Origin of the sequence: Caballeronia sp. GAWG1-1, assembly GCF_023631465.1 — a bacterium.
GTDB lineage: Bacteria > Pseudomonadota > Gammaproteobacteria > Burkholderiales > Burkholderiaceae > Caballeronia.
Map to the genome: position 1 here is coordinate 20,264 of NZ_JALQDB010000025.1, position 24,401 is coordinate 44,664.

A 24,401-nucleotide genomic window follows, 5' to 3' on the forward strand; every position below is an offset into this window, starting at 1 on the left:
TGGTCTCAACGTAGCCGAACGCGACCGTAGACAAGCACCGAGTTTGACCGATGCGTCGAGTCCATCAAGGCCGCGGAGATTGAAGCGTGCACCGATGGCAGAGACAGGTCGAACTACAAGGACAGGTCTGCTACATGACGAAAAGAATCAGCATCCTTGACGCCACACTTTCGCGCTACGACAACAAGCGAAGCACGCCGAGGCTTTTCCCTTCCTTCCACGTGGACACGTACATACTAAGTTGACCAACGATAACGGTCAGCATCGGTAAGTCGTCTCTCATATCAAGAGACGACTTTCTCCACTGTTCAGTATCTATTCCTGACGGGAACGGGTCTTGTTCGGGATGAGTATGCCATTCGCCTAGGTAGCCGATTTCGCGGCCGGACGACATCCACAGAGCACTTGCCTCTTCCTGATGGCCGATGCATTCGCGAAGGAATGCCGTTCGCCTCTGAGTATCAGTGGGAAACGGACGTGTAACGTGAGTTATCTCGAAATGACGACCGCGGCGCCTGCCGAGGAGGACCCCACCTGCCTCGCAGTCGCTCATGTGCAACTGTCTGTGCGCCGCGAAGGTAGCGAGCACGGGTTCCGCGAAGACAGCTAAAACACGATGGTCGGGCGTAGCCCACGAACTTAGGTATTGCATGCTGGGCAACCTTGCAATCGAGCTGGGTCAATTTGTCCACAGGCCTGCTTTTGCATTGGGTCAACGATTCGCGTGCGCAGACGAGGCGAGCAATTTCCGGCCGCCCAATCTGAAACCATCTCGGTAGCAAGACACGCTGCTTGGATGGAGACCGTTGCAGGAAACGGCACGTACAAGCTCTCGCAGCCGTGTCCAGCCAGTGCCTGGGGCAGGTCACCTTCGACAGCTGAGTAAAGGGGCGTGCGGTCCTTTGACTTCAGACACCGGACACATGCAGCTTCATCGGAGTCGCGCATCAATGCACGAACGGCCGTACCCGGGCCTTCAATCCAGACAGAGAGCATCGGGCGAAACATGCCAGCAGATACTTTCTTGGCCAGCAGATGCCCAAGCGCCTCCTCGCCCGTCGCGTCGATAATCAAGTCTGCAGACGATAGGTCCACCTGAAGCGCATCGACGGGAAACGGCAGAATCTTCGCTCCTGGCGCTCCTTGTCTTAGTTCGTCTGCCAAGGCCTCTGCTTTATTGCGGACGATATAATTCAAGCCTAAGCGATGCCGGCCAACATTCTGCGGAAGCAGGATATCGCTGTCGACAAGTCTAATCTCTCCCCCGCCAGTGCCTGCACCGGCCTTCACGAGATATTCGCTCAGAAAACCGCCGATTGTTCCGCAGCCGATTAGCGTGATTCGCTTTCCAGCCAAAGTTGGCCCTCCCGGTGTGTTTCGCTCCGCAATATACCGGTCGTCGATGCGGAAGCAGAACAACGGCGTTACCTCGCTGCGGTAGGCGAGTTGCAAAGGCGTGGTCTCTCGCCAGTTCTCGTCCTTACTCCGGTCATACACGACCGCGAAGGCGTAAATGAATCGCGGCGACTCGATGACGCAAACAAGGCCGTTCGACTTCGTTTTTGCTTCCGCGCAAATCAACTCTTCAAGCTTTCGACGAGCTCGCGGGTCCAGCTCTCCCTGCCACCTGAGAATCTCGGCGACGGTCCTTGGCGGCCACTTCTTCTGCATTGCACGCGGTGCCGAACGCGTGCGAATCCGATGAACTACCACCGTGCGCTTTGAATCGATGGAAAAACCGCATGCTGTCAGCTTTGATGTTGTTCGAGCCGCGTCGTCGCTCACCGCAATCGCTGACCGAGTCTCTCGCTTCGATGCGAGCACTAGAGCGGATAGCGGTCGGTTCCCGCCTTGCTCAAAGTCGAGCAAGCACAACGATGTCTGCGGCCAACAGGCAAAGAATTCCTCTTCGAGGTCGTGAGTCATTTCGCCGCGAAGAATTCGGCCGAGAACTGCTTCCGCTCGCTCGATGCAGGCAAAAACCTGGCCGACGATGTCGAATACATCAAGAACAATAATGCCGGCGGCGGAGTAGCACAGGCCTCCGTCGGCGCCGACATGGGGAGCTACTGGCCTTAGCGCGGCCGGTATTGGCTCGAGGTACAAACGGGGAAGGTCCTTCCCTATGGGGTCCGTTTCAAGACGGACCGGGTAAGGACTGCCTTCGCTCATCAGGCTGCCTGAGAACACGAACCAACGGTCCTCACTAAGTCCAACATAAGCGAAGCCACGCAAGGCCAAAGCCTGCGTTAGCTGAAGGAGAACCGAGCCTTGCTCGCTCATCCTGCTTGGCTTCGACCGACCAGCGGAGAGGCGACAGCACTCGCCGGCGCAGCTTTCACGGTTGCGGCGACGCTCGTGACCTTCACTCTCTCAGGTTGGTTGGGGAAACGGTTGCCGAACTGGGCGACCATCCATGCACATGCTTGGCTCGGATTGCTGCCGTGAATCGCCGCGCGAAGATAGGTTTCAAAGCTCTCGAGCTTTTTTGCCGCTTCTTCGACTGCAGCGCGACCAAGTCGGTCAGTCAGCGATTCGTTTCTGTCAACCGGGTTGCATACCCCATCCCGCAGCACGGACGGCATTTTCTCGACAACATCGAGCAGCGCAAGGTCGTCACGCCGCTCGCGCATCTCGAAGACAGGCGCAGATGCTGCCATCAGCAAAATCGACGACGGCCCGCCTGAGGCCCACTGCCAGTCCCTGAAACTCTTGAGATACCGAACCGCACGGCGAAACTGCTCGCCATGACGTTCCACTTCGTCCAGAAACCACGTCTTTACCGGTCGCGGGTCAGACTTGACCCAGTCTTTTTCCCTATGAGCAATAAGCACATGGTCACGCGGCAAAGCCGTCCATGCATCCCGCTCTGCTTGCTCGAGAGCGGAGTCAAAGGTCATGTAGCCAAACTGCTCCATTGCCGCCTTCTGCAGCGACTCGAACTCGTCATCGGGTATCGCGTAAAGCGGGATGTCTACGTGCGCGAACTTCGCAATCTCAATACGGATGCAAGTCGGTTTGTCCTTAACAAGCTTCCAGCGCCTTGCCTCAATCAACTCCTTCAAGGCCTCTTCCGCTGCAGCGAAGAAGATGCCACTGGCGATGCTCGGCCGCTCCTCTTGCGATACGAAGCTGAGAGGCAGGTACGCGCCATCGTCCACATCCGCTTGCTGCGGTGACTTTGCTGGGGCGTTGAGCGTCTTGTATGCCCACGAGCCTTGCGTGAAAAAGCGCGGATGAACCGAAGGTCCTTCATATCGGTGCCTCTTTAGCACTTTCATCAGATTGCCCCGAAGGCAATTCCGAACCGCATTCTTCGCTTCAGCAATAAATATGCGGTCGGTGTCGCTCAAGTCCAGACTCTCAAGCAGAGTTGGAGCGTCCACCGATGAATAGAAAAGCGAGCTTAGGTTCTGCATGTGGTCACCTCTGCGTTTTTCCGGGGCCCGTGATAAAAGGTGGGCTTAGCAGCAATGTGCGACTTAAATACCGCGTATCTCGGGTCGCCCAGCATCCGGCGCGCAGCTTGGGCTCCGCGCTCGCGCAACACTGTCGTTGCTCCCTGCGTCACTACATCCAGCGACGAGATATCTCGACTCTGGTCGGGCGTAGCCTGGTCGTCGACACGGAGATAGTCCGGCCCAAGGACTTGCTGAAGCATAAAGTCCACCGCGCCTTCTTGCGCCGAGATGACAAGGTCAAAGACCTTCGCACCCCACTGATAGACACCCCTGTTAAGCGTGGAAGAGCCACGCATCGTCGCCCCCACGGTCATCGTTCCGATGGCGAGGACCCGTACTCTTACACGAGTATCGAAGCCGAGGAAGTGTCTAGCTTCATGGAGGCCGAATAGGCCCGGTGAGTTGCCGACAAGCCCGCCATCAGCGAACGTTCCATAACCATCAATGCGATGAAGTGGGAAATATGTTGGTGCAGCGGCCGTTGCCAAGCCGACATCCACCAAGCTGCGACGCGTATCACTCTCAAATGCCGGCATGTGGGGCGTCTTAAAGAACTGCCCCTTCCCAGTGCTGTAGTTCACGGTCGGGATAAGTACTCGATGCTGCAAATCACCGATGGTCTTGTTCCCCAAACGCTCTGAGAGCACGGCCCTCAGACCATCGGGCGAATGCTTCGCCATGAACCACTTGCCCAAGTGACGTCGGAGCCAACCACTGCCTCCGAATATCCGTTTCCCCTCACTGACGAACATCGCTTCTAGGTCCGCAGTAGATATTTCTGCTGCAAGGCCCAGTGCCAGCAATCCACCCGCGGACGTACCGCAAATTAGGTCGAAGTGCCGCGCCAGCGGCCGCTCGCACGATTTCTCCAGCTCGCGCAGAATGGTCGCGGTGTAGAGGCCGCGGTACCCGCCTCCAGAGAGCGCGAGGATATGAAAGTCAGGACGGTCGTGAACATCTTCCATGGCGACAGCGGCGTTTCGTATGAGTAAAATAACTATACGCGTTTCTCGGCGCATCGCGTATACTTTTTTTACGCACTTAGAGTGAGAAACGAATGAACATCGATGGCTCGGCTGTCATACACGAGGAGCCACGGACCGGCTCAAAATGGGGCCAGGAACGTCGGCTTGAGTTTATTGACTTTCGACTTCAATGGGACGGGCGCATTAACCGGAGTGCGCTGACGGATTTCTTCGGCATTTCGACCCCGCAAGCATCTGCCGACATTGCGAGATACCAAGAATTGCAGCCGCGGAATATGGCATACGACCGAAGCCTGAAGGTCTATGTCCGCGGAGACGGGTTCGTCCCAGCGTTTTCCGTGAGTCAGCCGTCGAGGTACCTAAACGAATTGCTAGCGACCGCGACGGGAGTTTTGCCGAGAGACGCTACGTTCGTCGGATGGTGGCCTTCTGTTGCCGTTGCCCCATTGCCGTCCCGCCGCTTAGATGTCGACGTCCTTGCGAATCTCCTCAAAGCAATTCGGACCCGGGCGGGACTGCGCGTCAGTTACCAATCCATGTCTCGCACTGAGCCCACCAGTCGGACCATTTCTCCACATGCACTAGGCTTCGACGGATTTCGGTGGCACGTCCGAGCGTACTGTCATCTACGGGCCCGATTCCTAGATTTTGTGATTGCTCGAATATTGCGCGTGGATGGAGAGGACGTGGCGGGGCTGCCGCCAGAGAATGATGGCGAATGGCAGACAACAGTGACGCTCAAGATTGCGGCGAACCCTGGACTTACAGAGGCCAAAGCACGCGTCGTAGAACTCGACTACGGGATGGAGAACGGCGAGCTAGAGTTCCGATGCAGACAAGCCTTGCTTTTCTACTGCATGAAAAATCTTGGGCTGAAGACTGACGTGGGGGCGAAACCCGAGGAGCAGCAGATAGTGCTTAAAAATTGGGCTGACGTGGAGAAGCTGCTTGTACAGCGCGGCGGCTGACCGGCGCATAGCCCTCTCGCACAGTTCCGTGACCCTATCGAACTGGGAGTGGTCGCTCTTATGGATGCGTCGCTCTCACTCAAAAACTTATGCAACAACGGAAGACCGCTTTGGTCCGATGGGCTTGTCACAAAGCAGGAAGGGCCTAACATATATAGCGCGTTAGCAATGGGAGAATGCGAATCCGCGCCCGCATCTCGCGAATCGACTATGCTCCGAATGGGTCGTCAGCACCTTCACGCTGTCCGTTACCGACCGCCTGGCCCTCCGCCGCCGTCCACTCCTCCAGCGAAAGCTCGCGCTGGCGGTCCTCCATGAAGTGATTCTCAAGATAGGTGCAATACATCTCAGCCTGGGTCTTTCTTTCATCTTGCGGGATGAAATTGACCCGATGCTTCAATAGAATGCCGAAGCTGGGCTCATCGTCGTGAACTTCGAGCACAGCGTGGCGGGCCATCTGATAAAGGAGTAGCCAATATTTGTCGCGCTCGTGATAACCCTGCTCTAGGAGACTTCTTCCAAACGCTAAAAGCTGAGGGTCGTCACGTCGAATCTCGAATAAGAGCGTGCAAGCAACGCAGTCGCGGGAATTGAGCACCGCCGTTGCTGTGTTTTCCGTTGGCTGCATCCCAGTTCGAAGCATGAAGTGAAGCGGCCACGCCATACCGTCCGAACGACGATGCCTCGCGTTCTCAATTATTATCGCATTTAGCTCATCCGCGAAAGCTGCTAGGAGCTCATGCTCGGCGTCGCACAGCTTCTGAAGGTATGGCAGCAACGCTGGGTAGTGCCAGCAAAGATTTATCAGATAGGGCGCCAAGTTACCGAGCGCAGTCTGGTCGAGGTGCGGCAGCATCGAGCCAACGGCATACTTGAGGACACTTCCGTCACGTGTATCGCGATTTAGACGCGTCGCGAAGTCGAGATATTGGGTCGCATCAGCCGTGCGTAAGAGCGCCCTGCCGTCAGCGTCGCGGCCCAGCCGGCTTTCAAGCGCGGTGCCGAGCGTAGTCACCCATGGCTCCGACAACGGGTCAGGCAGTTCCACTATCGTTGTCTTCTGCAAATTCAGGTGTAGGCGATATTCAGAAAGATATTCTCCAAGCAATGCAAGGAATGTCTGTGCCTTCTCATGGGTATCGCAGTAGCAAATATAGTCATCTATGTATCGACGGTACGCGTATCCAGCCTCACGCATCTTTTCATCTACGCGACCTAGGATAATCTCGACAATTATGCTCGACGTTGCCGGCCCGATGGCCAATCCCACCGTTTCTCCCCGGCGCCCTAAGCGCTGATAGAAGTCGAGTTTATTGCTCCAGTGGAAGGGCCCGTTGTTCCGGTCCCGTGCCTTCTCCGCTTCAAATCCTACAACCGCCCATGGAATCGAATGCGAGTAGATGCTCGTAAAACAACCGGCGATGTCAGTCTCAACGCGGAACCGCTTCCCAAAGCTTGCTTCCAGCGCCAGGTTCGTTTTAGTAAGAGCATCCTCGTAGTTCATGATGAGGATGCGTCCATCATCGTGCTGCTCAGGTTTGATTGCGCTGTTCTCGCTGTTGGCGAGACCGCCGAGCTCATTCCAGTGAGTCGACATTAGCACTGCGAGTCTAGCGTACGGCAACGGATGCATTAGGGCCAATTGCCGAGGCACATTGTCGTACCGCGTCATCGAGTACGACACGTCATCCCAACGCCATTTCTTCCGGTCCCTCGAGTCCTCCAACGTCGCAAGTTCTTTCGCGACCTCCGGAGTAAATTGACGACTTGATATGCTTGGCGGCACTTCTCCTACTGGGGCTTTCTGGTTGGGAAGGTAGTTCCATCGCGTCAGCCCTTCAAAGATGTGACGCTGCGTGTCATATGGCATATGGCGGACTCGACAGTTTCCTTACTTCAATTGTATCGTCAACATCGTGAGACGCGGGTCCGCTAGAATACCCCGAACACCACACTCGCGGTCGCCAACCTCCGGGACCATCAGCCGCCGGCCCGCTGGCTGACTCTTGAAGAAGAGAGATACATTGAAACAAGGCTTATCCGTTAAGACGAGTATCAAAGACGTAGTTTCGCAACTCGGAAGTCAACTTTGGAGTGACCATTCTTTTCAAGCTGTATTAGAAAGGCTCCGTCCACCAACTTCAAGCGATAAAGTCTGGTTCGCGACCGAACTTGAGGAAGCAATCAGACTGCGCCGAGCAGGCAAAGCGATAGGATTACTATGTCTAGCGATGCAACTTAACGCAGAGAAATTCCTCGAAAAGATTAAATCAACGGGCCTTCTTCGCATAAGCCGATATCAGTACATGGGAGACATCCTTAACAGAATATTGACCGCCACGGTTGAGCGAATCGGGGCCAAGTTGACCACGGAAGCACGAGAGTATTTTGAATCCGTCATTGCGCTGACTGCACTGTCGAAGGACGCCACTCGCATCCGACAAAGCCTCGAGAATTTGGCCAAGAGAAAAAAATCAGTAGCACTGAAAAGTGCATACGCTCAACTTGACCTATTGTTTCAGATGTCTGAGTTACACGGTCGAGACCCGACATCTCAAGAGCACAGTATCGAAGAACTAGCAGAAGGATTATCGCTTTTTGTGCATATATACTTCAACGTCACCACCTCGGACCCATACGGATTCAACGAGGTCGATGAAGCGGGATTGTCTTCCGGACTTTATCTGAGAGTGCTTGAGGATGCACTGATACTCCGAAAGGTAGCGGAAGCTGAAACTTTGGTAGATGGGTACGGGTACCTTGCAACGAAAGTTGGCAAGCGCGTAGTCATCCGCACACACGATGACATGCTAGAGCGAAGTATTCGATACGGATTCATTCAGTATCAAAATGCGAACGATTTGCTGACGCAAGAAAGCTATCAATCCCACTTGGATTTGCCCACATATGCCGAGGCCGCAGAGATTACGCTAGCTTCCACAAAGCGTCGCTGGCTCCAACTAGCGATTCACCCGACGCCCCGGTACACCTTGTCTGTGCCGGGAGCTCTTCCTCCAAGGTTTCGACAGACTCCGTTTCGCGAGGACGCAGTAAATGTAGAGGTGGCCGCCTACAATTTGTTCTGCATGCCAGACGAGTTACTCGCACTAAACATCAAATCCGGGCTACCTGTGGAAGAGGCTAGACAAGCCCAGCGTTTAGTAGATTTCATTCGGAAAATCTTTTGGACCGCGCTACTCAAAGTTCATGATATTGATGAGCCAATCGCGATGCGCAGCCGCATCCCTGTGTTCGAACGCGAAGAATTGCGGCGCCTCTTCTCACTTTGCGTGCTCCCTCAGTTCGTTGACGATGTAATAGAGGCTTTGACACATCCTTCCGACAGTCGAGGATTTTTTGATGTGCAATATCGTCCGATTCTCCAGGTTGACGAGCGATATGTGGTCCCCACAAACATTCTCGGGTTCTCCAATATCTTTAGGAACCTGCTCCAGAGCAGCGAAACCCGGTTCGCGTGGCCAAACGACAAAGACCCTGTTCAGGTAAGTCTCGCGGAGACGATGCAGGCTGCGGGGTTCAAGGTTATGGCGCCTCTTCAGACAAAGCATCTCGGGCGAACCCTTGACATCGACGTATTCGCAATGAAGGGCGATACCGTCTATATATTTGAGTGCAAGAATCCACTTCATCCAGGAGGAGCCCACGAACTAAGACGGAGCCTAGATTACGTGAAGGAGGCGGCTGTCCAACTGCAACGGGCGGTCGCGGCCTTGGAGGACCCAAAAAAACAAAAAGAACTTTTCCAACGACTGAAATGGCGACGCCCAAATAAACTCCGCATTGAGACCTGTATCATGATGGGCAACCGAATGCTCAATGGATGGACTTTTCAAGGCCATCCAGTCAGGTCGCTGCGCGAGGCGGTGCGAATGCTTCGAGATGGAAGCGTGGTTGTGTTCGACACAAAATACAGGACGCAACAGCTGAAACGGCCGACAAAGGCCGACCTCGACAACTTCCTCTCGGAAGACTCCTTCGCGGTCAAGACTCTTCGCCTCATGGAACCAACGCGATGGAACTATGGACTTGGCCAATCAACACTGGTTTTCGAGACGTTTGGTCTTGACTTGGTAAAGCTCTCATTCTCTGCGGAGTCTTCGATGCCCAGATGCGAGCTACGAGCCCACCCTCCTCGTACGCGGAAGCGTGCGAAGGCAACGCGAGTCCGCGGGAAAGGTGCAATGCACGATGCGCACAAGCATGCTGTCTACCTTGACGAGTTGGCGCATTGGCTCCAGAGGCCAGTGAGAAACGTAAAGCACGACGTGTTCCGCAAACAATGGCGCGTTCCGCCCGCTGCTGGGTTTGGTCGACAACGTCCTCTTCGGTGGATGCGTTCCGAAATAAGAGTGTGGTTTGGGCTCGAGCCGGAGTTTGACTTTCAAACAAAGACCGAGCGCAAGTTCAAGATTGCCAAAGCACGCATGAATGCAGCCGGCTATAAAGCCCATCTCGAACGACAAAAAAATATTAGCGCAAAAGCTTAAATAACGCTTCACGAATTTCACTCATTTTCCTTGTGGCGACTCAGAACATTTAAACGTTGTCGTGTTTAGCAGCATCGTAGTGTCCTCATCCTGACTGTCCTGTGCAAGGAGCCTGCACGATTCAATGCGCTTAAGCGCAGACTGGACCCCATCACGCGTAAAGCGCAAACTGAGGCGCTGCGTCGACTTGAGCGCAACGGGCTCGTCAATAGGCGTGTGATTGCGTCGTCGCCAGTCGCAGTCGAATATTCCATTACCGCACTGAGACGCAAGCTCAAGGAACCGTATTTGGTGCTCGTAACCTGGGAGTCGACCCATGGAGAAAATTTGAAAAGGCTCTGCTCGCATACGACAAGCAAGTCAACGGCCGAGACTTACGTGGCTAACCGTCAAACGATAAAAAATCCCTTGTTTACCGGGTACTAACCACTTCAATCCCTCGGCGGTGATTTACGCGAGCGCGCTTCGGCAGAGGCTTGCGCGCGAGCTCGCCCTAAGTCTAAGGCCTTTCGAACGTCCCTCTCGAGAGCACCTAGGTCGTGTTCCGGTGAAGCTAGTTTTCCGAGTTCGCCATCGCGCCGTATTAGCCAAAGCGCAGTGGCCACAATCCCGACCGCCACGGTGGGGTCTACTGCCTCCAAGCGCTGCAAGGTGGGAACGCTGACGCCCATGCGTTTGGCCCAGGTCTCAAAGACTCCTTGCGCCGCAAGCGCGCCACAGCTAAGTCTGCCCCCAATTTCTCAAGGAGGCTGCCGTGGCAGAAGGCAATTGAATCAATGCACGTGACGTCTTGGGCATACAAATAGATGTGTACGAACTCGCATCGCCCGTCAAACTCAATTTGCACGTCGGCAACTTTCATCCGGGCGATGCCAGTCCTAAAGAATCGAAGTGCCTGAGCCGTTATCGCATAAGCGACTCGTACGACTCGCCAAAAAAGCAAACCCAACTAAGATTCGAGGACCAACATGGCAGCAATCAACGCATACATCGTGCAACCATCGCAATTGATGTTTGAGACCGAAGATGGCCAAAAGATAGCAAATGCATGCGCTGAATTTGGTGGCTGGAATCACCGCGAGAAGACGTTGAATCCAATGCAACTCTCCACTCTGCTCAGCATGCCAGGAAACCCGGGCTTGGCTTGGGCGCTCGATAATCTTGCAGCAGCAGCCGAAGCTGGACGGCTCGATGCCGATGCGTTCATCAGCCAGTTGTTCGCGACGAAAGAAGACCTCCGACTGTTCCGCGTGATTTTGCGCGACGCTGGGACTGAAAAGTGGGTCAACGAGCGCCACTTCAATGCGCTGAAGAAGCTGGGTTGCGCCGAGATTGACGCAGCGACATATCCCGGTGTTGCGAGCTTCTTCGACCCCGCCGAGTAATATCGCAAAAAGCACGAATCGCGGCGCGACGAGCAATCTGCGCGCCGTTAGAGCCGCATGCTTCCTTCCTACAAGCCCGCGCACCGGGTGGCTCGCAGCAAAAGGTCGTCAGGGTCGACTTTTATTATTATAGAACTCCCCTAACTGCGGCCAATGCAAGCCATTTGGCGCAACGCGCATGGTGACGCTGCTGCGATGTTGCAGACATCAGCTTTTCCGAGAGTGAGTATGACAAGGACAGTATGCGACCGTCTGACAGCTCGACAACAAGGCCGTCGTTTGACAGCTTGAGGGTAGTGATGGTCAGTTTCATGTCGCTCAAAATGAGGTAGCATCACCAGGCGCAAGGTCCGAGAACGTTTGTCAGCGAATTTGCTGAGTTTACGCCTGCTTTGTCATGGCAAGATGTGTCGCACGTCGTCGCTTGCTATCTCATCGATGTTGCGAAATGCTGATGCAATTGTCTCAAGGTCCTTTCCCTCAACGCCCGATGCCTCGAAGTGACGGCGCCAGTTCTGGACAACTCGCCACACATCTGAAATTATTTCGACGGCGGCTTGCTCGGACAGGCCAAAAGCGCGATGCTCGCTCAATGCATTATCTATCGTCGCGAGGCGTCCCTGTATCCCAACACCGAGGTGAAGAAATCGCTCACCAGATATGCTTGGTCGCGGAACAACGTCATATAGCGGACTTAGCCGCCACCCACGAATCATTTCGTCCCATATGAAGCCGTGATTTCGCAGATGGTCGTCATCACACGTCGCGAAGATGTTGAAAATCATCCTCCGATACAACTCACGTATGTCGCCTCCGACTATGGCAGGATGACAGTACCGGTGCATCATCGCCGCCACGCTGGAATACTTCACGTTTCGAGATTCAGACTCGTCGCAACCCATGAGCGTAAGCGCGCTGATGAAGGGCGTACGATGCTCTACCCGTTCGTCACCCGGAACGCTCGACATCCGGCGTCCTTCATCGAGGCTTGCACCGCCTGGAACCTTCCAGAAGCGGTCGAAGCGTCGAATCAGCATCAATTTCCGTTCACCGAGACTCAAGGTCTTAGCTGTGGGGACTCGGATACCCGCCTTCGCTGCCATCGTTAAGGTCGCACATTCAACCGCGGGTATTTCGAACCTGTCTCCGGGACTTGAGAATTTCGCGAGCCAGAGAACACCCTCTTCGTCGCGAATAGATGCCTTCGGTCGCGCTCCGCCCAAGCCAACACCCTGTGCGAAGATGTCGCGGTGTTTCCCAGTGACAGGCACGCCTTCCTCTATGAATTCTGCGGCTAGAGCCAGACTTTCGAGATTCGACCAATCGTCGCGTTGCCTCGAAGGCAGGCCACCATCGGTCTGTCGGACGTCAATCATCCCAACACGTTCGCTGCTTGCATGCAGGATGTACTGCGACTCCGGAAGATTGTTCAGTGCGACATTGAGTTTTGATTCGATTACCCGTCGTCCCCACGCATCGGGTGTCGCGTCGCGCAAAGCGCCAAAGTATGGCAACCCAGCTTTCGGTACCGAGACTGAATCCCGCGGCAAAGTCTTGTCTGAGAAAGCAAGCTGGACGGGGTCAATCTCTATAGAACCTCTGGAATTTCGATAGACCTCGTTGTATTCAAACAGTGAGTTGCAGAGTTCACAGTTCTGCTCTATGAGAATGAGTTGGCCGCAGTTCTCCCACTGCCCGTCGATGTGTGCGAACACCACTACCTCTATGCTTTTCGTGGTCACGCTCGTCCTCCGAACCAGTTCTCGAACTTTGTTTTCAATTCAGACTGAGTATGTTTCTGCGTGATGTCGGCCATGTCGTTACAGGTAAGTGTCTCTCCCGGGAGGAGCTCAGCCAGCAGCTCAAGATGAAGGTCAGATGTCAGTTGGATTCGCATGATTTACTTAACGTTCTATTGCCGCGCCATCCTGACTTTTTAAGAGCAGCGAGCGTGTGCGTTCGACCAACTCGGTGGCGAGGTCGACCGCGTCCTCAGGCGCGCAGGGCATGTCTATCTCTAGTCCGAAGAAGCTCCATTGCATCAGTCGCAAAAGCAAGTCACCACCAGCAGTGGGCAAGCCAAGTTGCTCTGCTGATGCAGCGAGTAAGTCCGCTACTGCCAAGACCACGTCCGGGTTTGGCTGCGCCATTTCCTGTTCAGAGCTCGACGTTAATTCGGCGCATTCGCGGCAGCATAAGACGGCAGCATCAAAAGCAGCGATTACTCGGGTTGACGGTGGAATGTCTTTTGCGCCGCAGTCTCGCAAGAGCTGTTCTGCGCGCAGCAAACGCTTCGATGAAATTTGAAATGTTGATGCCATCAATCCTCCGCGAATTCGCTGAGTAATCTACACACGAAGCTTGTCGTCAAAGCGTCCTCGCCGGTTCGGTCTTCTGCAAAAGGCAACCCCTTTTCTGACTCGGGCTCATTCATCGCCCGCCTCGGTGGCACCCGGTAACGACTTGAGGTAAAGCTCGGCTGCTGTAGGCGCGGAATAGTCGGGCATCGCGCCTTTTTGGTCCAGCATGCGTCGCACATCACGAAGATGCTCCGTTGGAACCAGCAACCATTCAGCGTTGAGCGCGTCAGCAAGCGCACGCAAGCTCGAGCTTTGAAGGTCGCCACCCTCCTTGAACCCATGTTGATAGTCCAGCGCCGCTTTCCCCGCGCGTTCGACAAGCGCCTCCGAAGAAAGCCCACGCTGAAACAGCAATTCTTTGATTTGCGTCACAAAAGCGTCGATGTCCATCGCCGTCAGAGTCCGTTGAATGAGTTAGCGCATACGCATAAGGCCGCTGACTACGTGCTTTGCGATATCAAGCAAGCCGTCGACTTCACCGCACGAAAATGTCTTGGAGCACATGACTCCGTCAGACGCGGCTTTTACCTCCACCGTCGCCGTTCCGTTGTCGACCGAGACTTGCACACAGGCTTCCACTTTTCGCGTAGTGTCCCCGATGGTCTGTTGCTCTACAAAGAGCGTGAATCTGTCGACGTCTGAGCCAGGACTCATCGGCAGCTCATACTCGTGCAGTAGGAGTGCTTGCAAACTTCGCTTCCACAAGCGACGTCGCGGGTCGATTTCCGTACTCGCTGCATATATTGGCTCGACAGCGTCTGGCCTCGCTGCGTTCACGCCTTGATACACAGAGACGGTAGTGCGCGACCATCCCGCGGCCCAAGCCATTGCCTCCTTCAGCAATTCTCTGAAGTCTTGACTGTCCTCAAGCATCTCGAGTGGGCTGCGCGAACTGTGCCCTCCCTGTGGTGAAATCAGAAAATCGAGTCTACTTGCCGGCGGTGCGGGGACGATAAATCTGCAAAGTTTGAGCAGGCGATTGCGATTCAAAGTCGAGTCTACAAACAGCGCGGGCAATCGGGGCACGTGGTCAACGTCAACAAGGAAGAAGCTGCCATCGTGTAATAACTGCGCGAGCTGCTCTTCTGTCACGTCAAGGCTTTTCCTGCACTCATCGAGAGTAAGAAGTTCGTCTTGCGAGGTCATCTTGCGCATCATCTCCCCCGTGTGCCACTCGTCCAACCTTAGCTCAGCTGGTCCGAGATAATTTTGGCCTCGACTGTAGGCAATACCTAATCTGCTCTCGCGAGAACTTGTCTTGCTATCGTTATGACGTCGTCACCTATGATGTAGGGAACGACTGCGAATGTTTTGCCAGATTCTGCCGTGTCCAGTTTTGCTGAGGCAAGCTGGCCTCTGCATGTGACAACAAGCTGATAAGTCGTTGACCTTTCTTGTTTGCCGCTTACATCGGTGACGATGTCGTGGATGACAATCATAAATGTCTGCGAAACGGGATATGGTCCTCGCGGTAAAGGGCGTGCGAGGGCATCGAGAGCCCGATGCCAAACGGACACATTTTGTAGTTCTGATACAGCGTCACACACGAGAAAGAAACAGTCGCCGCCACCATCGCCCAAGTAAACCGCGACTTGAGTGTGGACTACCGTGCAAACACTGCTCGACCTCTGCTCGTCATTCATCGCGCAGCCCTTGTGCTCAATTCCCTCTATGACATTTGCGTCGTGGAACTTCGGCACGTTCGTACAACAAAATCTTGCGACCAACTTGTATCCGCCGGCTGATACGACGTCGCCCCGTGTTGACGACAGGAAGAACCGGGACTTGGGTAGTTCGACCAGCGTTGTAGTCTGCTGCTAGCAAACCGTGCGTCACGTCGATGCCTAGCTTTCGCAATGTCTCAGCAGCGATTGTTTCGAATGGCGCCGCCGGCGCCATTTGACCAGTAAACCTATTCAGTTTTGTTTTCGCGTACACGCCTCGGCTGACCCGCACCAGCAAACCCTTGTGCATCAGTCGCCGAAGCACCCGACTAAGGTGCGAAGGGCTTCCCAAATGCGCCAACTCAGCGCGCAAAATGACGACACTTCGCCGCCTAACAATTGCGCCCCAAACACGGTTGTCAAGTGTCAACCTTGCCTCCACGGCCTGCATGACTTGGCAGCAAAAAAGTCCGCGACGCCGGCCCGTGCCTAGTCGTGACGGGGAACGCACACCCCCATGCTGTCTGACGCTTCCAACCTCGAAGGGGAAATGTCAACCAAGACAAGATGTCGGGTGCGTCATGCGGGCACCCGCCCCCCTACGCTGCCGCCGAGATGACAATGTGGTGAGCGCAAGATGGCGCGGGACCAAACAACGTCGTTCCGCAATGAGCAGCGATACCTCATCGAGCTTACAGGTCAAACGCGTGGTCAGCACGTGTCGTATACCCGATAAAAAGGGGTTTTCGCGACGAAACATTTTTCGACATTCATCCTTCTATCAGCTCATCAACTAGGCTACATGCGATAGTTGCAGGCGTCATTTCACACTGAATAAAAGATACCTGTTTTAAAGATATAGACGGCGATATGTCACTTAATTACAGTTTGGCGTTGTATGCCAGCGCCAACGTCCGTCAATACTCTCCTCGCGAAGAATCTAGTGGCCCACAGAAATCGCCTTGGCGTTTCTCAAGTGGCGCTTGCGCACGCCGCGGGGCTGGCTGCGAACACCGTCGGACACATAGAGACAAAAGCGCCGGGCGTTCGTCTGGAGACCCTCAGCCGTCTTTCTATCGCGCTTGACCTTGACCCTACAGTTTTATTGAATTCAGATGATGAGGTCACACCTGCGCCGTACCGCGTGCGCGATTTAGACGACTGTGTCGCGCAGAATCTAAAGCGCTTTAGAAACGCGCGCGGGCTGACTCAAGAAGACCTCTCGACCCGCAGCGGTCTGGACCGCAAACAAGTTTACAAAATTGAAAGCAAAAACGTGTCAGTCAGGGTTGACACGTTAGGGGCCGTGGCGGAGGCCCTCGGTATCCAGGCTTGGCAATTACTCGTGTGAAGGGCGAGAAAGGATTGCTGCTTAGGCTCGAGACGCTTCATGTTTCGGGAAGTTTTACCACGCAAATATTCATCGCGAATATTGCGCTGCACCATGTCTTTTCAATCTGCGTCAAACTTTGTTGTTGAAAATGCGGTGGAATGGCCAAGCGTCAGACTATGTTGTATCGCTCTATACCGGGTAAGCAATACCGAATTGCAAAAAATATTCATCATATTTAAGACAAGCCCATGATCCGCAAGACTTTTTTATGAAGCTATAATGCGCTTTCCTCAAGATTACCCAGTCCGATGCGTCGAAATATTCTCTCAATCCTTCTACTGATCAGCCTCGCACAAGCTGCAAGCGCGCAAGAAGCCGTGCAGCCCGGCGGCCAAAACGACACGCAGGCGCCCTCGGGCAACGACGTAAAAACAGAGCAAGTCAGTCACAAGATTTCGGAATTGATCGTTCGCAAGTTCGGCGTCGCACGCGAGAAGGCGCAGACCATCGCATCGGCGGTAATGGCGTCTTCATCGAAATACTCGCTTCCGCCGGCATTGTTGCTTGCGATCATTTCCATAGAATCGCGCTTCAAGGAAACGGCCCACGGCCCGAACGACGCAACCGGTCTCATGCAGGTCGTGCCTTCCGCTCACAAGAAGTTGGTTCGCGATGTGGATTTGACAGAGCCGGAAACCAATATCGAAGTGGGTTCGGCTATCCTGCACGGCTATCTGAAGTCCGCACAGGGCGATATCGACGCCGCGCTGAAGAGCTACGGCGGTTCACGCGCTTATGCCGAGAAGGTCAGTTTGCGCGTCAAGACATTCGAGCCGGCAGCGGCGGCAAGTGCAGCGTCCGCGACCGAGCAGTAAAACGTTATTCCCAATTCAATCTTTCGTTCTTCGCGCGCCGCTGCATAGCGGATGCCGCAACCTGCCCCGGCGATCGCACCTGCATGCGCGCTAGCGTACACGTACCACGACATCAGTAGCTCTTTTGTGCACCGTTAGCGTTGCCGGTACTGTCCGGCGTGCTGCGCTGCATGGTTCCCGGGTTCATGTTGTTGTTGACCCCGTTGTTCATGCCACTCTTCGCGCCTGTGCCGGTTCCGCTCGTGCCATCCGACGAGCCGCCGACACCCGTGCCTGTCGCGCCGCTCATGCCGACGCCACCACCCTTGCCCGACGCGCCCATGCCAGCGCCAGCGCCCGCGGCGCCATTGCCGCCCGCACCTGCCGACCCCATCCCCGCGCCGCCGCCACCGCCTGCGCCGCCGCCCGCACCACCACCTGCGCCGCCTCCGCCTCCGGCTTGCGCGTAGACACCGCCCGAAAGACCCAACACCAGTGCCGAGATCACCAGCTTCTTAGTCGCGTTCATAGCAAGTCTCCAAAAGTTTGCGTTTCACGTGTCCATCCATCGTCCGTCCAGGCCGCAGAGACGCTGCAACGCACGTGGACTTGTTAGCGCAAACGTCGTGCCGCGTGGCGGCAATGGTCGTGCAATCAATATCCGTAGCCAGCGGGCGCGCAGGGCACGTAGGCGCGGCGATAGCCGTCGTAGCAATAGCCGGGAGGAACGGCAGGTTGCGCGTACACAGGCTGCGCATAAGCCGGTTGCGCATAAGCCGGCTGTGCGTAGACAGGCTGCGCATTCGCCACCGAGCTCACGATGGCGCCCAGCACAGCGCCGCCGATCAACGCGCCGACAATCGCGCCGCCATTGCCGCCACCACCGTGGCCGCCGTAGCCGCCGCCGCGCCCGTGGGCCGACGCCTGTCCTGCCACCGACAGACTTCCGATCATCAACAAGACAAGTGCTGCGCGTTTCATGAGACTCTCCAATTCCCGTGAGCCGGGTTCGTAGAGTCATCTTAAGCAGGCGATGAAGAAATAACTGATGCAGTTGGTAACCGTACATTTCAACGCTTACAAGTTGGTCCTGCGGCAGGCATTCGTTCGGATATCGAAGTATTTCCACGGCGCTGCTATAAATGCCGACATATGTGTTTGGCCGTAACACTTGGCATGTTGAATCGGTAAAGACTTTCCACGACGCTCGGCGTTATAACGCGCCGTTTCATTTGCTCGCGACTCGTTACCCTTTGTCACCAGACGGACGTCAACGCGCCACTGAAGCGCGGCGTTTCATCTGCATCGCGACGAAAAAAACAGCGCATCAAGGTTTAACGGGGCGCAGCGAAGGTGCCGGTGGGGAGCCAAAACGAAGGCCGACAAGTAACAAGTCGCGAAATCCAGCGACGCAAAAAACGGCCGCCGATGCAAACAGTAGACGCAGCAGGCAGTCAGGGAGGCTGCGCGTAGGCGCATCGCGCATCGGTTGCATCGATGCGTTCAGGCAAGGCGAGCTCACGGGCTCGCCTTTTTTATTGCATCGGTTCCACGCGCTCGCTGTGTTCCGCGCCAATCTCATGCTCGATACTCGCGTGATGTTCGCTGACCGGCAAACTCGCCGCCGACATGCGTTCACGCCGTAGCAGCCGCGCGCTGTGCACGGCGGTCAGCGCCACGGCAATCCAGATGGGCACATAGGTTCCGAGTTGCGTCGTCGAGAACGGCTCGCCGAGTACGAGCACTGCCACGCCGACCAGCAAGACCGGTTCGACATAGCCCAGAATGCCGAAGAGCGCGAGCGGCAAATAACGGCTCGCGCGCAGATAAGACGCGAGCGCAACCGTGCTCAACGCGCCGAGTCCGGGAAGCAACAGCATCCACAAGCGCGCGTCGCTTGCAGCCATAGAAAACGAATTCCGTGCGAACAACATGACGATTGCGACCGGCGCGAGCAACATCATCTCTATCGCGAAGGAAACGAGCGGGTCCGCGTTCAGGCGTCGCCGCAAGATGAAATACGGTGGATAGCCGAGCACGACGACGAGCGTCGGCCAAGCGAACGCATGCGACATGACAAGCTCATGCGCCACGCCAAGCGCCGCCGCAATGACGCCCGCCCATTGCAGACGATCGAGCGCTTCGTGATAGTAAAAGCGACCCAGAAGGACCATGCCGAGGGGCAACAAAAAGTAGCCAAGCGACACTTCGAGCGCGCGTCCATGCAACGGCGCCCAAAGAAAAATCCATAATTGCAGGCCAAGCAAGGCGGCGACCGTGGCGAACGCCAAAAGCAGACTCGGGGTTCGAGCAAGCTTTCCAATGAGCGCGCACAATTGCGGCCAGCGATGACGCAAGGCGACGAGCAGCAGCGCGCCGGGCATGGTCCACACGATGCGCCAGGCGAAGATGTCGAGGCCATCGAGCGGCGCGAGCCATTTGGTGTAGCCCGACATGAGCGCGAAGAGCGCCGATGCGACAACGGAAAGCGCGATGCCGCGCCCGAGAACGTGCTGATTCATCAATGAGTGAAAGCTCGAGCGAAGCGGGAACTGCGCATTTTAAACGCTGTGCATCGACGCTATTCAGAGCGTGCTTCAAACTTCGCTTCGGGTCGTGCGCGTTTTTTGCTTCGCTAGTTCGCTTTTCGCGCCGGATGAACTTCACCGAGCGCGACGTTGTCTTCAACCCGTCATGCCGATGGGCGACTCTTCATATCTAACCCAACGGTTTCACCTGCCTGATTCGAGCGAAGCCGCTCACGTCATTGCATCAGCAGCATCCAAGCGCCGCGCCGTTGCAACGAAGGACGGCACGCGAATAAAACGCCGCATAGATGGAGACGTCATGATTCAACCCGCCCTATCCACCCGCGTCGACAGCGCCTTTGCCGAGGCCGTCCGCGCCGGGTTGTCGAAAGAGCCGCAAAAAGAATTGCCATCCATGTATCTGTATGACGAAGTGGGCTCGGCCCTCTTCGAAGTCATCACTGCGCTGCCCGAATACGGCGTGACGCGCGCCGAAGAGCGCGTGCTCACGGAACATGCCGCCGATATCGTCGCGGCAATGCCGGGCAACGTGAAGGTCGCCGAACTCGGCAGCGGCAGTGGCCGCAAGACGCGCCGCATATTGGAGGCGCTTTGTAAAAAGCAGCCCACCGCCTATTACCCGATTGAAATATCGCGCACCGCTTTGCAGTTGTGCCGCCGGGAACTGGGCGATATCGAGCGCATTTCGATCGTCGGTTATGAGCGCGATTATCTGGCCGGCTTGTCGGAAGTCAGCGCCAAACGGAAGGAAGGCGAAAGGCTGCTCGTGCTGTTTCTCGGCAGCACCATCGGTAATTTTTCGCGGCTCGCGGCGACCAAGTTTCTACAGTCGATACGCAGCATGCTCGCTCCCGGCGATGCCCTTTTGCTCGGCACCGACCTTCTCAAACCGCTACCGACGTTGATCGCCGCGTACGACGATCCCATCGGCGTGACGGCTGCATTCAACCTGAACTTGCTGGCGCGCATCAACCGCGAACTGGGTGGCGATTTTCCGCTCGATGCCTTCGAGCACGTCGCGCGCTTCAATTCCGAAGCACGCAGTATCGAAATGCATCTGCGCGCCAGGCGTGCGCTGACGGCGCATGTGCCAAGTGCGGATCTGCGCGTCGAGTTCCGCGAAGGCGAGACGATCTGGACGGAAAGCAGCCACAAGTACGCCGCCGATGAAGTTGCGCCAATGGCCGCCGACGCGGGCTTCGAATGCTCGCATCAGTGGCGCGACGAGGAATGGCAGTTCGCGGAGAGTTTGTTGGTGGCGCGTTGATTCAGTGCTGCTCGAAGCGCTCGTAGCGCTTTTCTACGTAGCGTTCTTCGCTGAAGAACTCGGTGACGCGGGCATGCGGCGGCCCGCGTCGCAGCCATTCGAGCATCAAGTCGACTTGATTGGCCGCGCCTTGTACGATCGCCTCCACCGAGCCGTCTTCGAGATTCGCGACCCAGCCGCGCACGCCGAGCGCATGCGCGCGCCTCACGGTGTGATGTCGAAAGCCCACGCCCTGCACGACACCTTTCACGTGCACGTAATAGGTTTCGATTCTCGTATCCAGATCCGGGCCAGGCATCGCGCATTCCCCTCGTAAGCGTTGATAGGCCGCATTGTAGACGGCGTATCGAAACGCTTCAGGATCAGCTCGATTTCGCGCTTCAGCTGAGACGGAACGGCTGCGCGGAATCCGTGCGTTCGCCAGGACGCGGACGCGGCGTGCGCGGCAGATGCACTTCGAACACCGTGCCCGCCTGCGCGGACGATTGCACCGTCACGTCGCCGCCATGCATCTCGGTGATTTCGCGCGTGATGTAGAGGCCGAGCCCGAGGCCGCTGGACTCGCTCTGACGCCGCCCCGAGCGATACGGCGCAAAGATGGTCGGCACCACTTCAGGCGGAATCTCGCCCGCGTTCTGCACGACGATGGTCACGTCGTCCTTGCCGCCTTCGAGACGCACCTGAATGGCCGAGCCTTCGAGCCCGTGCTGCAACGCGTTGCCGATGAGATTCGAAAACACTTGCGAAAGCAGATCGCCGTCGCCTTGCAAAAGCGTATCGCCGTGGCGCAGCACGAAGATGCGCCCCTTGCCTACGCGCGCCTCGTATTCCTCGACGATATTCTTCGCGAGCGTCGCGAGTTCCACGGAACGCGGCTGCAAGGTCACGCGGCCGCCGCGCAGACGCGCAAGGTTCAGCAACTGATCGACCATGCGAACCATGCGCATGCCGCTCGACTTGATGCGGTTGCCGATATTCGCGACATTCTCGTCCGGCACGAAGCGCGCGAGATATTCCGCCGAAGCGATCACGGCCGACAGCGGCGTGCGCAGGTCGTGACCGAGCACGGCCATGAGCATCTCGTTTGCATCGAGCAGTTGCTGTACGGTTGCGAGCTGCGTCGCGAGTTGCTGCTTTTGACGCTCCATCTGAATGAAGACATCTACCTTCGAATTGAGGATGCGCGAATCGAACGGCTTGTAGAGAAAGTCCACCGCGCCCGCTTCGTAGCCGCGAAACGTGCGGTTGCCGTCCTGCGCGGTCGCGGTCAGAAAGATGATCGGCACATGCGCAGTACGCGGACTGCCGCGCATGAGTTCGGCAAGTTCGAAGCCGTCCATGCCGGGCATGTTGACATCGAGAATGGCGAGCGCGACGTCGTGCTTGAGCAGCAGTTCGAGCGCGGCCGGTCCCGATTCCGCCTTCAGCACCGAGAGATCCGGCCGGGCCAGCGACGCCTCGAGTGCGGTGATGTTGTTGCGGATGTCATCGACGATCAGCACATAAATGGGTTGCGTCATTTAGCGGCTCCCCTTGCCTGCATTGCCTGTTTTGCTTCCTGCGTCGCTTCCAGCTTCATTGCCTGCCTCATTGCCTAACTTATTCTCTGATAAGTACCCGATGCGCGTGGAAAGACGCGTCACCATTTGCTCCAGCGTCAGGACCTCTCGGACCGCGCCGTTTTCGATAGCCGCAAGCGGCATCGCGGACGAGGAAGCCGTGCGCGGGTCCTGCGCCCAACACGCGCCGCCCGCATCGCGAATCGCCAGCGCGCCGCGCGCGCCATCGTCGTTGGCGCCCGACAGCACGATGCCGAGCAGCCGCTCGCGATACGCGTGCGCCGCCGATTCGAACAACACATCCACCGATGGCCGCGAAAAGCGCACGGGCGGATCGACCGACAGCGCGATGGAAGGCGCCGCGCCATCTTCCGCCTCGACCAGCATGTGATACCCCGGCGGCGCGAAATACACCGTGCCCGGCGCGATCTCGTCCTTGTCGAAGGGTTCGCGCACAGCGATTGCACAGCGTTGCGCGAACAGGTCGGGCAACAGGCTCGGCTGACCCTGCCGCACATGCACCACGACGAGAACCGACGGCGCGAACGCTTTCGGCAGCGCCGGCAACAGCAGATTCAGCGCCTCGACGCCGCCCGCCGACGCGCCGATCACGACGGCGTCGAAGACGAGCGGGCGCTGCATCTGTGTGCTCATCGCTACACCTTCTGATAAAGCCGCTCGCGCGGATTGAAGTCGGCGAACTGGTCCGCATGTTTCGAAAAACGCAGGCTCTCCTTGCTGCCGAGTCCGAGAAAGCCGCGCCGCACGAGCGACTCGCTGAAAAGGCCGAGCGCGCGGTCCTGCAACGCGCGGTCGAAATAGATCAGAACGTTGCGGCACGAGACCAGATGCGCTTCTAGAAACACGCTGTCCGTGGCGAGGCTGTGATCCGCGAACACCACACGCGACTTGAGCGTCTGCGAGAATTTCGCCGCGCCATAGGCCGCGTGATAGTAGTCGGAGAGCGAACGCTTGCCACCCGCCGCGAGGTAGTTCTGGCTGAACCCCGCCATGCGATCCAGCGAATAGATGCCGTTTTCCGCTATACGCAAGGCTTCCGCGTTGATGTCGGTCGCGTAGAACACGGTGCGCTCGGCGAGCCGTTCCTCGGCGAACATTACCGCGAGCGACCACAGTTCCTCGCCGCTGCTGCATCCCGCGACCCATACCTTGATCGAAGGATAAGTCTGCAGAATCGGCACGATCGTCTCGCGAATTGCACGAAAATACTGCGGGTCCCGGAACATCTCGCTCACCTGCACGGTGAGGTACTGGAATAGCCTGCCGAAGAGCGACGGGTCGCGCAGAATGCGCTCCTGCAATTGCGAGAGCGTCGCGCATTCGAGATCGCGCACTGCCTGGCCGAGCCTGCGCCGCAGCGAACTCACCGAATAGTGCCGGAAGTCGTGCTGATACTTGAGGTAGATGGCCTCCAGAATCAGCTTCAGTTCGATATCGAACGTGGCTTCTTCGTCGTGCATGCTTTCGTTCATCAAGTGGGCCGTCT

24 protein-coding genes are annotated in these 24,401 nt (G+C 56.6%); 7 read left to right on the plus strand and 17 right to left on the minus strand.

The annotated features are described in order from the left end of the window. Positions 1-175: 175 nt before the first annotated feature. From NCT03_RS14530 to NCT03_RS14545, 4 genes are read right to left on the minus strand one after another with little or no spacing between them, the layout of a single operon-like run. Entirely contained in the window at positions 176-652 is a 477-nt protein-coding gene (locus NCT03_RS14530) for a Mov34/MPN/PAD-1 family protein (RefSeq protein ID WP_284503250.1), read from the minus strand. Beyond that, positions 640-2,283 carry a ThiF family adenylyltransferase gene (locus NCT03_RS14535; protein WP_250492924.1) on the minus strand — a complete coding sequence of 548 codons (1,644 nt, stop codon included), beginning with the start codon at positions 2,281-2,283 and terminating at the stop codon, positions 640-642. Before NCT03_RS14535 ends, NCT03_RS14530 begins: the two co-directional genes overlap by 13 nt. Then, positions 2,280-3,419: a CBASS cGAMP synthase gene (locus NCT03_RS14540; protein ID WP_284503251.1), complete on the minus strand. Its 1,140-nt coding sequence runs from the start codon at positions 3,417-3,419 to the stop codon at positions 2,280-2,282. The genes NCT03_RS14535 and NCT03_RS14540 overlap by 4 nt, the downstream gene beginning before the upstream one ends. Then, entirely contained in the window at positions 3,407-4,426 is a 1,020-nt protein-coding gene (locus tag NCT03_RS14545) for a CBASS cGAMP-activated phospholipase (protein WP_250492927.1), read from the minus strand. Before NCT03_RS14545 ends, NCT03_RS14540 begins: the two co-directional genes overlap by 13 nt. 92 nt (positions 4,427-4,518) lie before the next feature. On the opposite strand from NCT03_RS14545, the gene NCT03_RS33825 reads away from it, so the two are divergent. Further along, positions 4,519-5,415, plus strand: a complete 897-nt coding sequence (locus NCT03_RS33825) for a helix-turn-helix transcriptional regulator (protein WP_502800374.1) — start codon at positions 4,519-4,521, stop codon at positions 5,413-5,415. 208 nt (positions 5,416-5,623) lie between these two features. Here the strand turns inward: NCT03_RS33825 and drt4 are convergent, their stop codons facing one another. Further along, the gene (gene drt4, locus NCT03_RS14560) at positions 5,624-7,285 is read right to left on the minus strand and encodes an antiviral reverse transcriptase Drt4 (RefSeq protein WP_284503252.1); all 1,662 of its coding nucleotides are present in this window, start codon (positions 7,283-7,285) and stop codon (positions 5,624-5,626) included. A gap of 154 nt (positions 7,286-7,439) precedes the next feature. Between drt4 and NCT03_RS14565 the strand changes: the two genes are divergently transcribed. The 3 genes from NCT03_RS14565 (at position 7,440) to NCT03_RS14575 (ending at position 11,308) form a co-directional block, all read left to right on the plus strand. Beyond that, positions 7,440-9,923 carry a hypothetical protein gene (locus NCT03_RS14565; RefSeq protein ID WP_250492930.1) on the plus strand — a complete coding sequence of 828 codons (2,484 nt, stop codon included), beginning with the start codon at positions 7,440-7,442 and terminating at the stop codon, positions 9,921-9,923. A 90-nt stretch (positions 9,924-10,013) separates the two neighbouring features. Beyond that, positions 10,014-10,349 (plus strand): winged helix-turn-helix transcriptional regulator, encoded by a 336-nt coding sequence (locus NCT03_RS14570; RefSeq protein ID WP_284503286.1) that lies wholly within the window; start codon positions 10,014-10,016, stop codon positions 10,347-10,349. 542 nt (positions 10,350-10,891) lie between these two features. Continuing rightward, positions 10,892-11,308 carry a hypothetical protein gene (locus tag NCT03_RS14575; RefSeq protein ID WP_250492931.1) on the plus strand — a complete coding sequence of 139 codons (417 nt, stop codon included), beginning with the start codon at positions 10,892-10,894 and terminating at the stop codon, positions 11,306-11,308. A 395-nt stretch (positions 11,309-11,703) separates the two neighbouring features. Here NCT03_RS14575 and NCT03_RS14580 read toward each other — a convergent pair whose 3' ends face one another. From NCT03_RS14580 to NCT03_RS14600, 5 genes are all read right to left on the minus strand, one after another. Next, positions 11,704-13,050, minus strand: coding sequence for a type II toxin-antitoxin system HipA family toxin (locus tag NCT03_RS14580; protein WP_250492933.1), 1,347 nt, complete (start codon positions 13,048-13,050; stop codon positions 11,704-11,706). 162 nt (positions 13,051-13,212) lie between these two features. Further along, positions 13,213-13,629 (minus strand): hypothetical protein, encoded by a 417-nt coding sequence (locus NCT03_RS14585; protein ID WP_250492934.1) that lies wholly within the window; start codon positions 13,627-13,629, stop codon positions 13,213-13,215. 105 nt (positions 13,630-13,734) lie between these two features. Then, on the minus strand, positions 13,735-14,058 hold the full coding sequence (locus NCT03_RS14590) for a transcriptional regulator (protein ID WP_250492935.1): 324 nt from the start codon (positions 14,056-14,058) through the stop codon (positions 13,735-13,737). Between the two features lie 24 nt (positions 14,059-14,082). Further along, on the minus strand, positions 14,083-14,850 hold the full coding sequence (locus NCT03_RS14595) for a hypothetical protein (RefSeq protein WP_250492936.1): 768 nt from the start codon (positions 14,848-14,850) through the stop codon (positions 14,083-14,085). Positions 14,851-15,327: 477 nt separating this feature from the next. Continuing rightward, a complete protein-coding gene (locus NCT03_RS14600; protein ID WP_250492937.1) occupies positions 15,328-15,783 on the minus strand; it encodes a DUF6088 family protein in 456 nt (151 codons plus the stop codon). Positions 15,784-16,275: 492 nt separating this feature from the next. Between NCT03_RS14600 and NCT03_RS14605 the strand changes: the two genes are divergently transcribed. Together NCT03_RS14605 and NCT03_RS14610 are read left to right on the plus strand one after the other, a co-directional pair. Beyond that, a complete protein-coding gene (locus tag NCT03_RS14605; protein ID WP_250492938.1) occupies positions 16,276-16,683 on the plus strand; it encodes a helix-turn-helix domain-containing protein in 408 nt (135 codons plus the stop codon). 290 nt (positions 16,684-16,973) lie between these two features. Continuing rightward, positions 16,974-17,540: a lytic transglycosylase domain-containing protein gene (locus NCT03_RS14610; RefSeq protein WP_250492939.1), complete on the plus strand. Its 567-nt coding sequence runs from the start codon at positions 16,974-16,976 to the stop codon at positions 17,538-17,540. Between the two features lie 112 nt (positions 17,541-17,652). Here the strand turns inward: NCT03_RS14610 and NCT03_RS14615 are convergent, their stop codons facing one another. The 3 genes from NCT03_RS14615 to rarD all read right to left on the minus strand — a co-directional run bounded on the left by NCT03_RS14615 (position 17,653) and on the right by rarD (position 20,041). Continuing rightward, complete coding sequence (locus NCT03_RS14615; protein WP_250492940.1) at positions 17,653-18,048, minus strand: hypothetical protein; 396 nt, start codon at positions 18,046-18,048, stop codon at positions 17,653-17,655. A gap of 125 nt (positions 18,049-18,173) precedes the next feature. Then, a complete protein-coding gene (locus NCT03_RS14620) occupies positions 18,174-18,500 on the minus strand; it encodes a hypothetical protein (protein ID WP_250467566.1) in 327 nt (108 codons plus the stop codon). Between the two features lie 554 nt (positions 18,501-19,054). Then, positions 19,055-20,041 (minus strand): EamA family transporter RarD, encoded by a 987-nt coding sequence (rarD, locus tag NCT03_RS14625; protein WP_250492941.1) that lies wholly within the window; start codon positions 20,039-20,041, stop codon positions 19,055-19,057. 325 nt (positions 20,042-20,366) lie between these two features. On the opposite strand from rarD, the gene egtD reads away from it, so the two are divergent. Next, positions 20,367-21,335 (plus strand): L-histidine N(alpha)-methyltransferase, encoded by a 969-nt coding sequence (egtD, locus tag NCT03_RS14630; protein ID WP_250467568.1) that lies wholly within the window; start codon positions 20,367-20,369, stop codon positions 21,333-21,335. A 1-nt stretch (position 21,336) separates the two neighbouring features. Here the strand turns inward: egtD and NCT03_RS14635 are convergent, their stop codons facing one another. The 4 genes from NCT03_RS14635 to NCT03_RS14650 all read right to left on the minus strand — a co-directional run bounded on the left by NCT03_RS14635 (position 21,337) and on the right by NCT03_RS14650 (position 24,387). Then, positions 21,337-21,633, minus strand: a complete 297-nt coding sequence (locus NCT03_RS14635) for an acylphosphatase (protein ID WP_244828851.1) — start codon at positions 21,631-21,633, stop codon at positions 21,337-21,339. 82 nt (positions 21,634-21,715) lie between these two features. Next, positions 21,716-22,855, minus strand: a complete 1,140-nt coding sequence (locus NCT03_RS14640) for a hybrid sensor histidine kinase/response regulator (RefSeq protein WP_250467569.1) — start codon at positions 22,853-22,855, stop codon at positions 21,716-21,718. Then, positions 22,856-23,548 carry a chemotaxis protein CheB gene (locus tag NCT03_RS14645; protein WP_244828853.1) on the minus strand — a complete coding sequence of 231 codons (693 nt, stop codon included), beginning with the start codon at positions 23,546-23,548 and terminating at the stop codon, positions 22,856-22,858. It abuts the gene before it with no gap. Between the two features lie 2 nt (positions 23,549-23,550). After that, positions 23,551-24,387, minus strand: a complete 837-nt coding sequence (locus NCT03_RS14650; RefSeq protein WP_250492942.1) for a CheR family methyltransferase — start codon at positions 24,385-24,387, stop codon at positions 23,551-23,553. Positions 24,388-24,401 lie beyond the last annotated feature (14 nt).

Coding starts and splice junctions, on each gene's coding strand:
- NCT03_RS14615 (WP_250492940.1), bottom strand. CDS start 18,048: ATGAACGCGACTAAGAAGCTGGTGATCTCGGCACTGGTGTTGGGTCTT.
- NCT03_RS14575 (WP_250492931.1), top strand. CDS start 10,892: ATGGCAGCAATCAACGCATACATCGTGCAACCATCGCAATTGATGTTT.
- NCT03_RS14635 (WP_244828851.1), bottom strand. CDS start 21,633: ATGCCTGGCCCGGATCTGGATACGAGAATCGAAACCTATTACGTGCAC.
- rarD (WP_250492941.1), bottom strand. CDS start 20,041: ATGAATCAGCACGTTCTCGGGCGCGGCATCGCGCTTTCCGTTGTCGCA.
- NCT03_RS14610 (WP_250492939.1), top strand. CDS start 16,974: ATGCGTCGAAATATTCTCTCAATCCTTCTACTGATCAGCCTCGCACAA.
- NCT03_RS14620 (WP_250467566.1), bottom strand. CDS start 18,500: ATGAAACGCGCAGCACTTGTCTTGTTGATGATCGGAAGTCTGTCGGTG.
- NCT03_RS14650 (WP_250492942.1), bottom strand. CDS start 24,387: ATGAACGAAAGCATGCACGACGAAGAAGCCACGTTCGATATCGAACTG.
- NCT03_RS14585 (WP_250492934.1), bottom strand. CDS start 13,629: ATGGCATCAACATTTCAAATTTCATCGAAGCGTTTGCTGCGCGCAGAA.
- NCT03_RS14640 (WP_250467569.1), bottom strand. CDS start 22,855: ATGACGCAACCCATTTATGTGCTGATCGTCGATGACATCCGCAACAAC.
- egtD (WP_250467568.1), top strand. CDS start 20,367: ATGATTCAACCCGCCCTATCCACCCGCGTCGACAGCGCCTTTGCCGAG.
- drt4 (WP_284503252.1), bottom strand. CDS start 7,285: ATGCCATATGACACGCAGCGTCACATCTTTGAAGGGCTGACGCGATGG.
- NCT03_RS14600 (WP_250492937.1), bottom strand. CDS start 15,783: ATGCAGGCCGTGGAGGCAAGGTTGACACTTGACAACCGTGTTTGGGGC.
- NCT03_RS14645 (WP_244828853.1), bottom strand. CDS start 23,548: ATGAGCACACAGATGCAGCGCCCGCTCGTCTTCGACGCCGTCGTGATC.
- NCT03_RS33825 (WP_502800374.1), top strand. CDS start 4,519: ATGAACATCGATGGCTCGGCTGTCATACACGAGGAGCCACGGACCGGC.
- NCT03_RS14530 (WP_284503250.1), bottom strand. CDS start 652: ATGCAATACCTAAGTTCGTGGGCTACGCCCGACCATCGTGTTTTAGCT.
- NCT03_RS14540 (WP_284503251.1), bottom strand. CDS start 3,419: ATGCAGAACCTAAGCTCGCTTTTCTATTCATCGGTGGACGCTCCAACT.
- NCT03_RS14545 (WP_250492927.1), bottom strand. CDS start 4,426: ATGGAAGATGTTCACGACCGTCCTGACTTTCATATCCTCGCGCTCTCT.
- NCT03_RS14590 (WP_250492935.1), bottom strand. CDS start 14,058: ATGGACATCGACGCTTTTGTGACGCAAATCAAAGAATTGCTGTTTCAG.
- NCT03_RS14535 (WP_250492924.1), bottom strand. CDS start 2,283: ATGAGCGAGCAAGGCTCGGTTCTCCTTCAGCTAACGCAGGCTTTGGCC.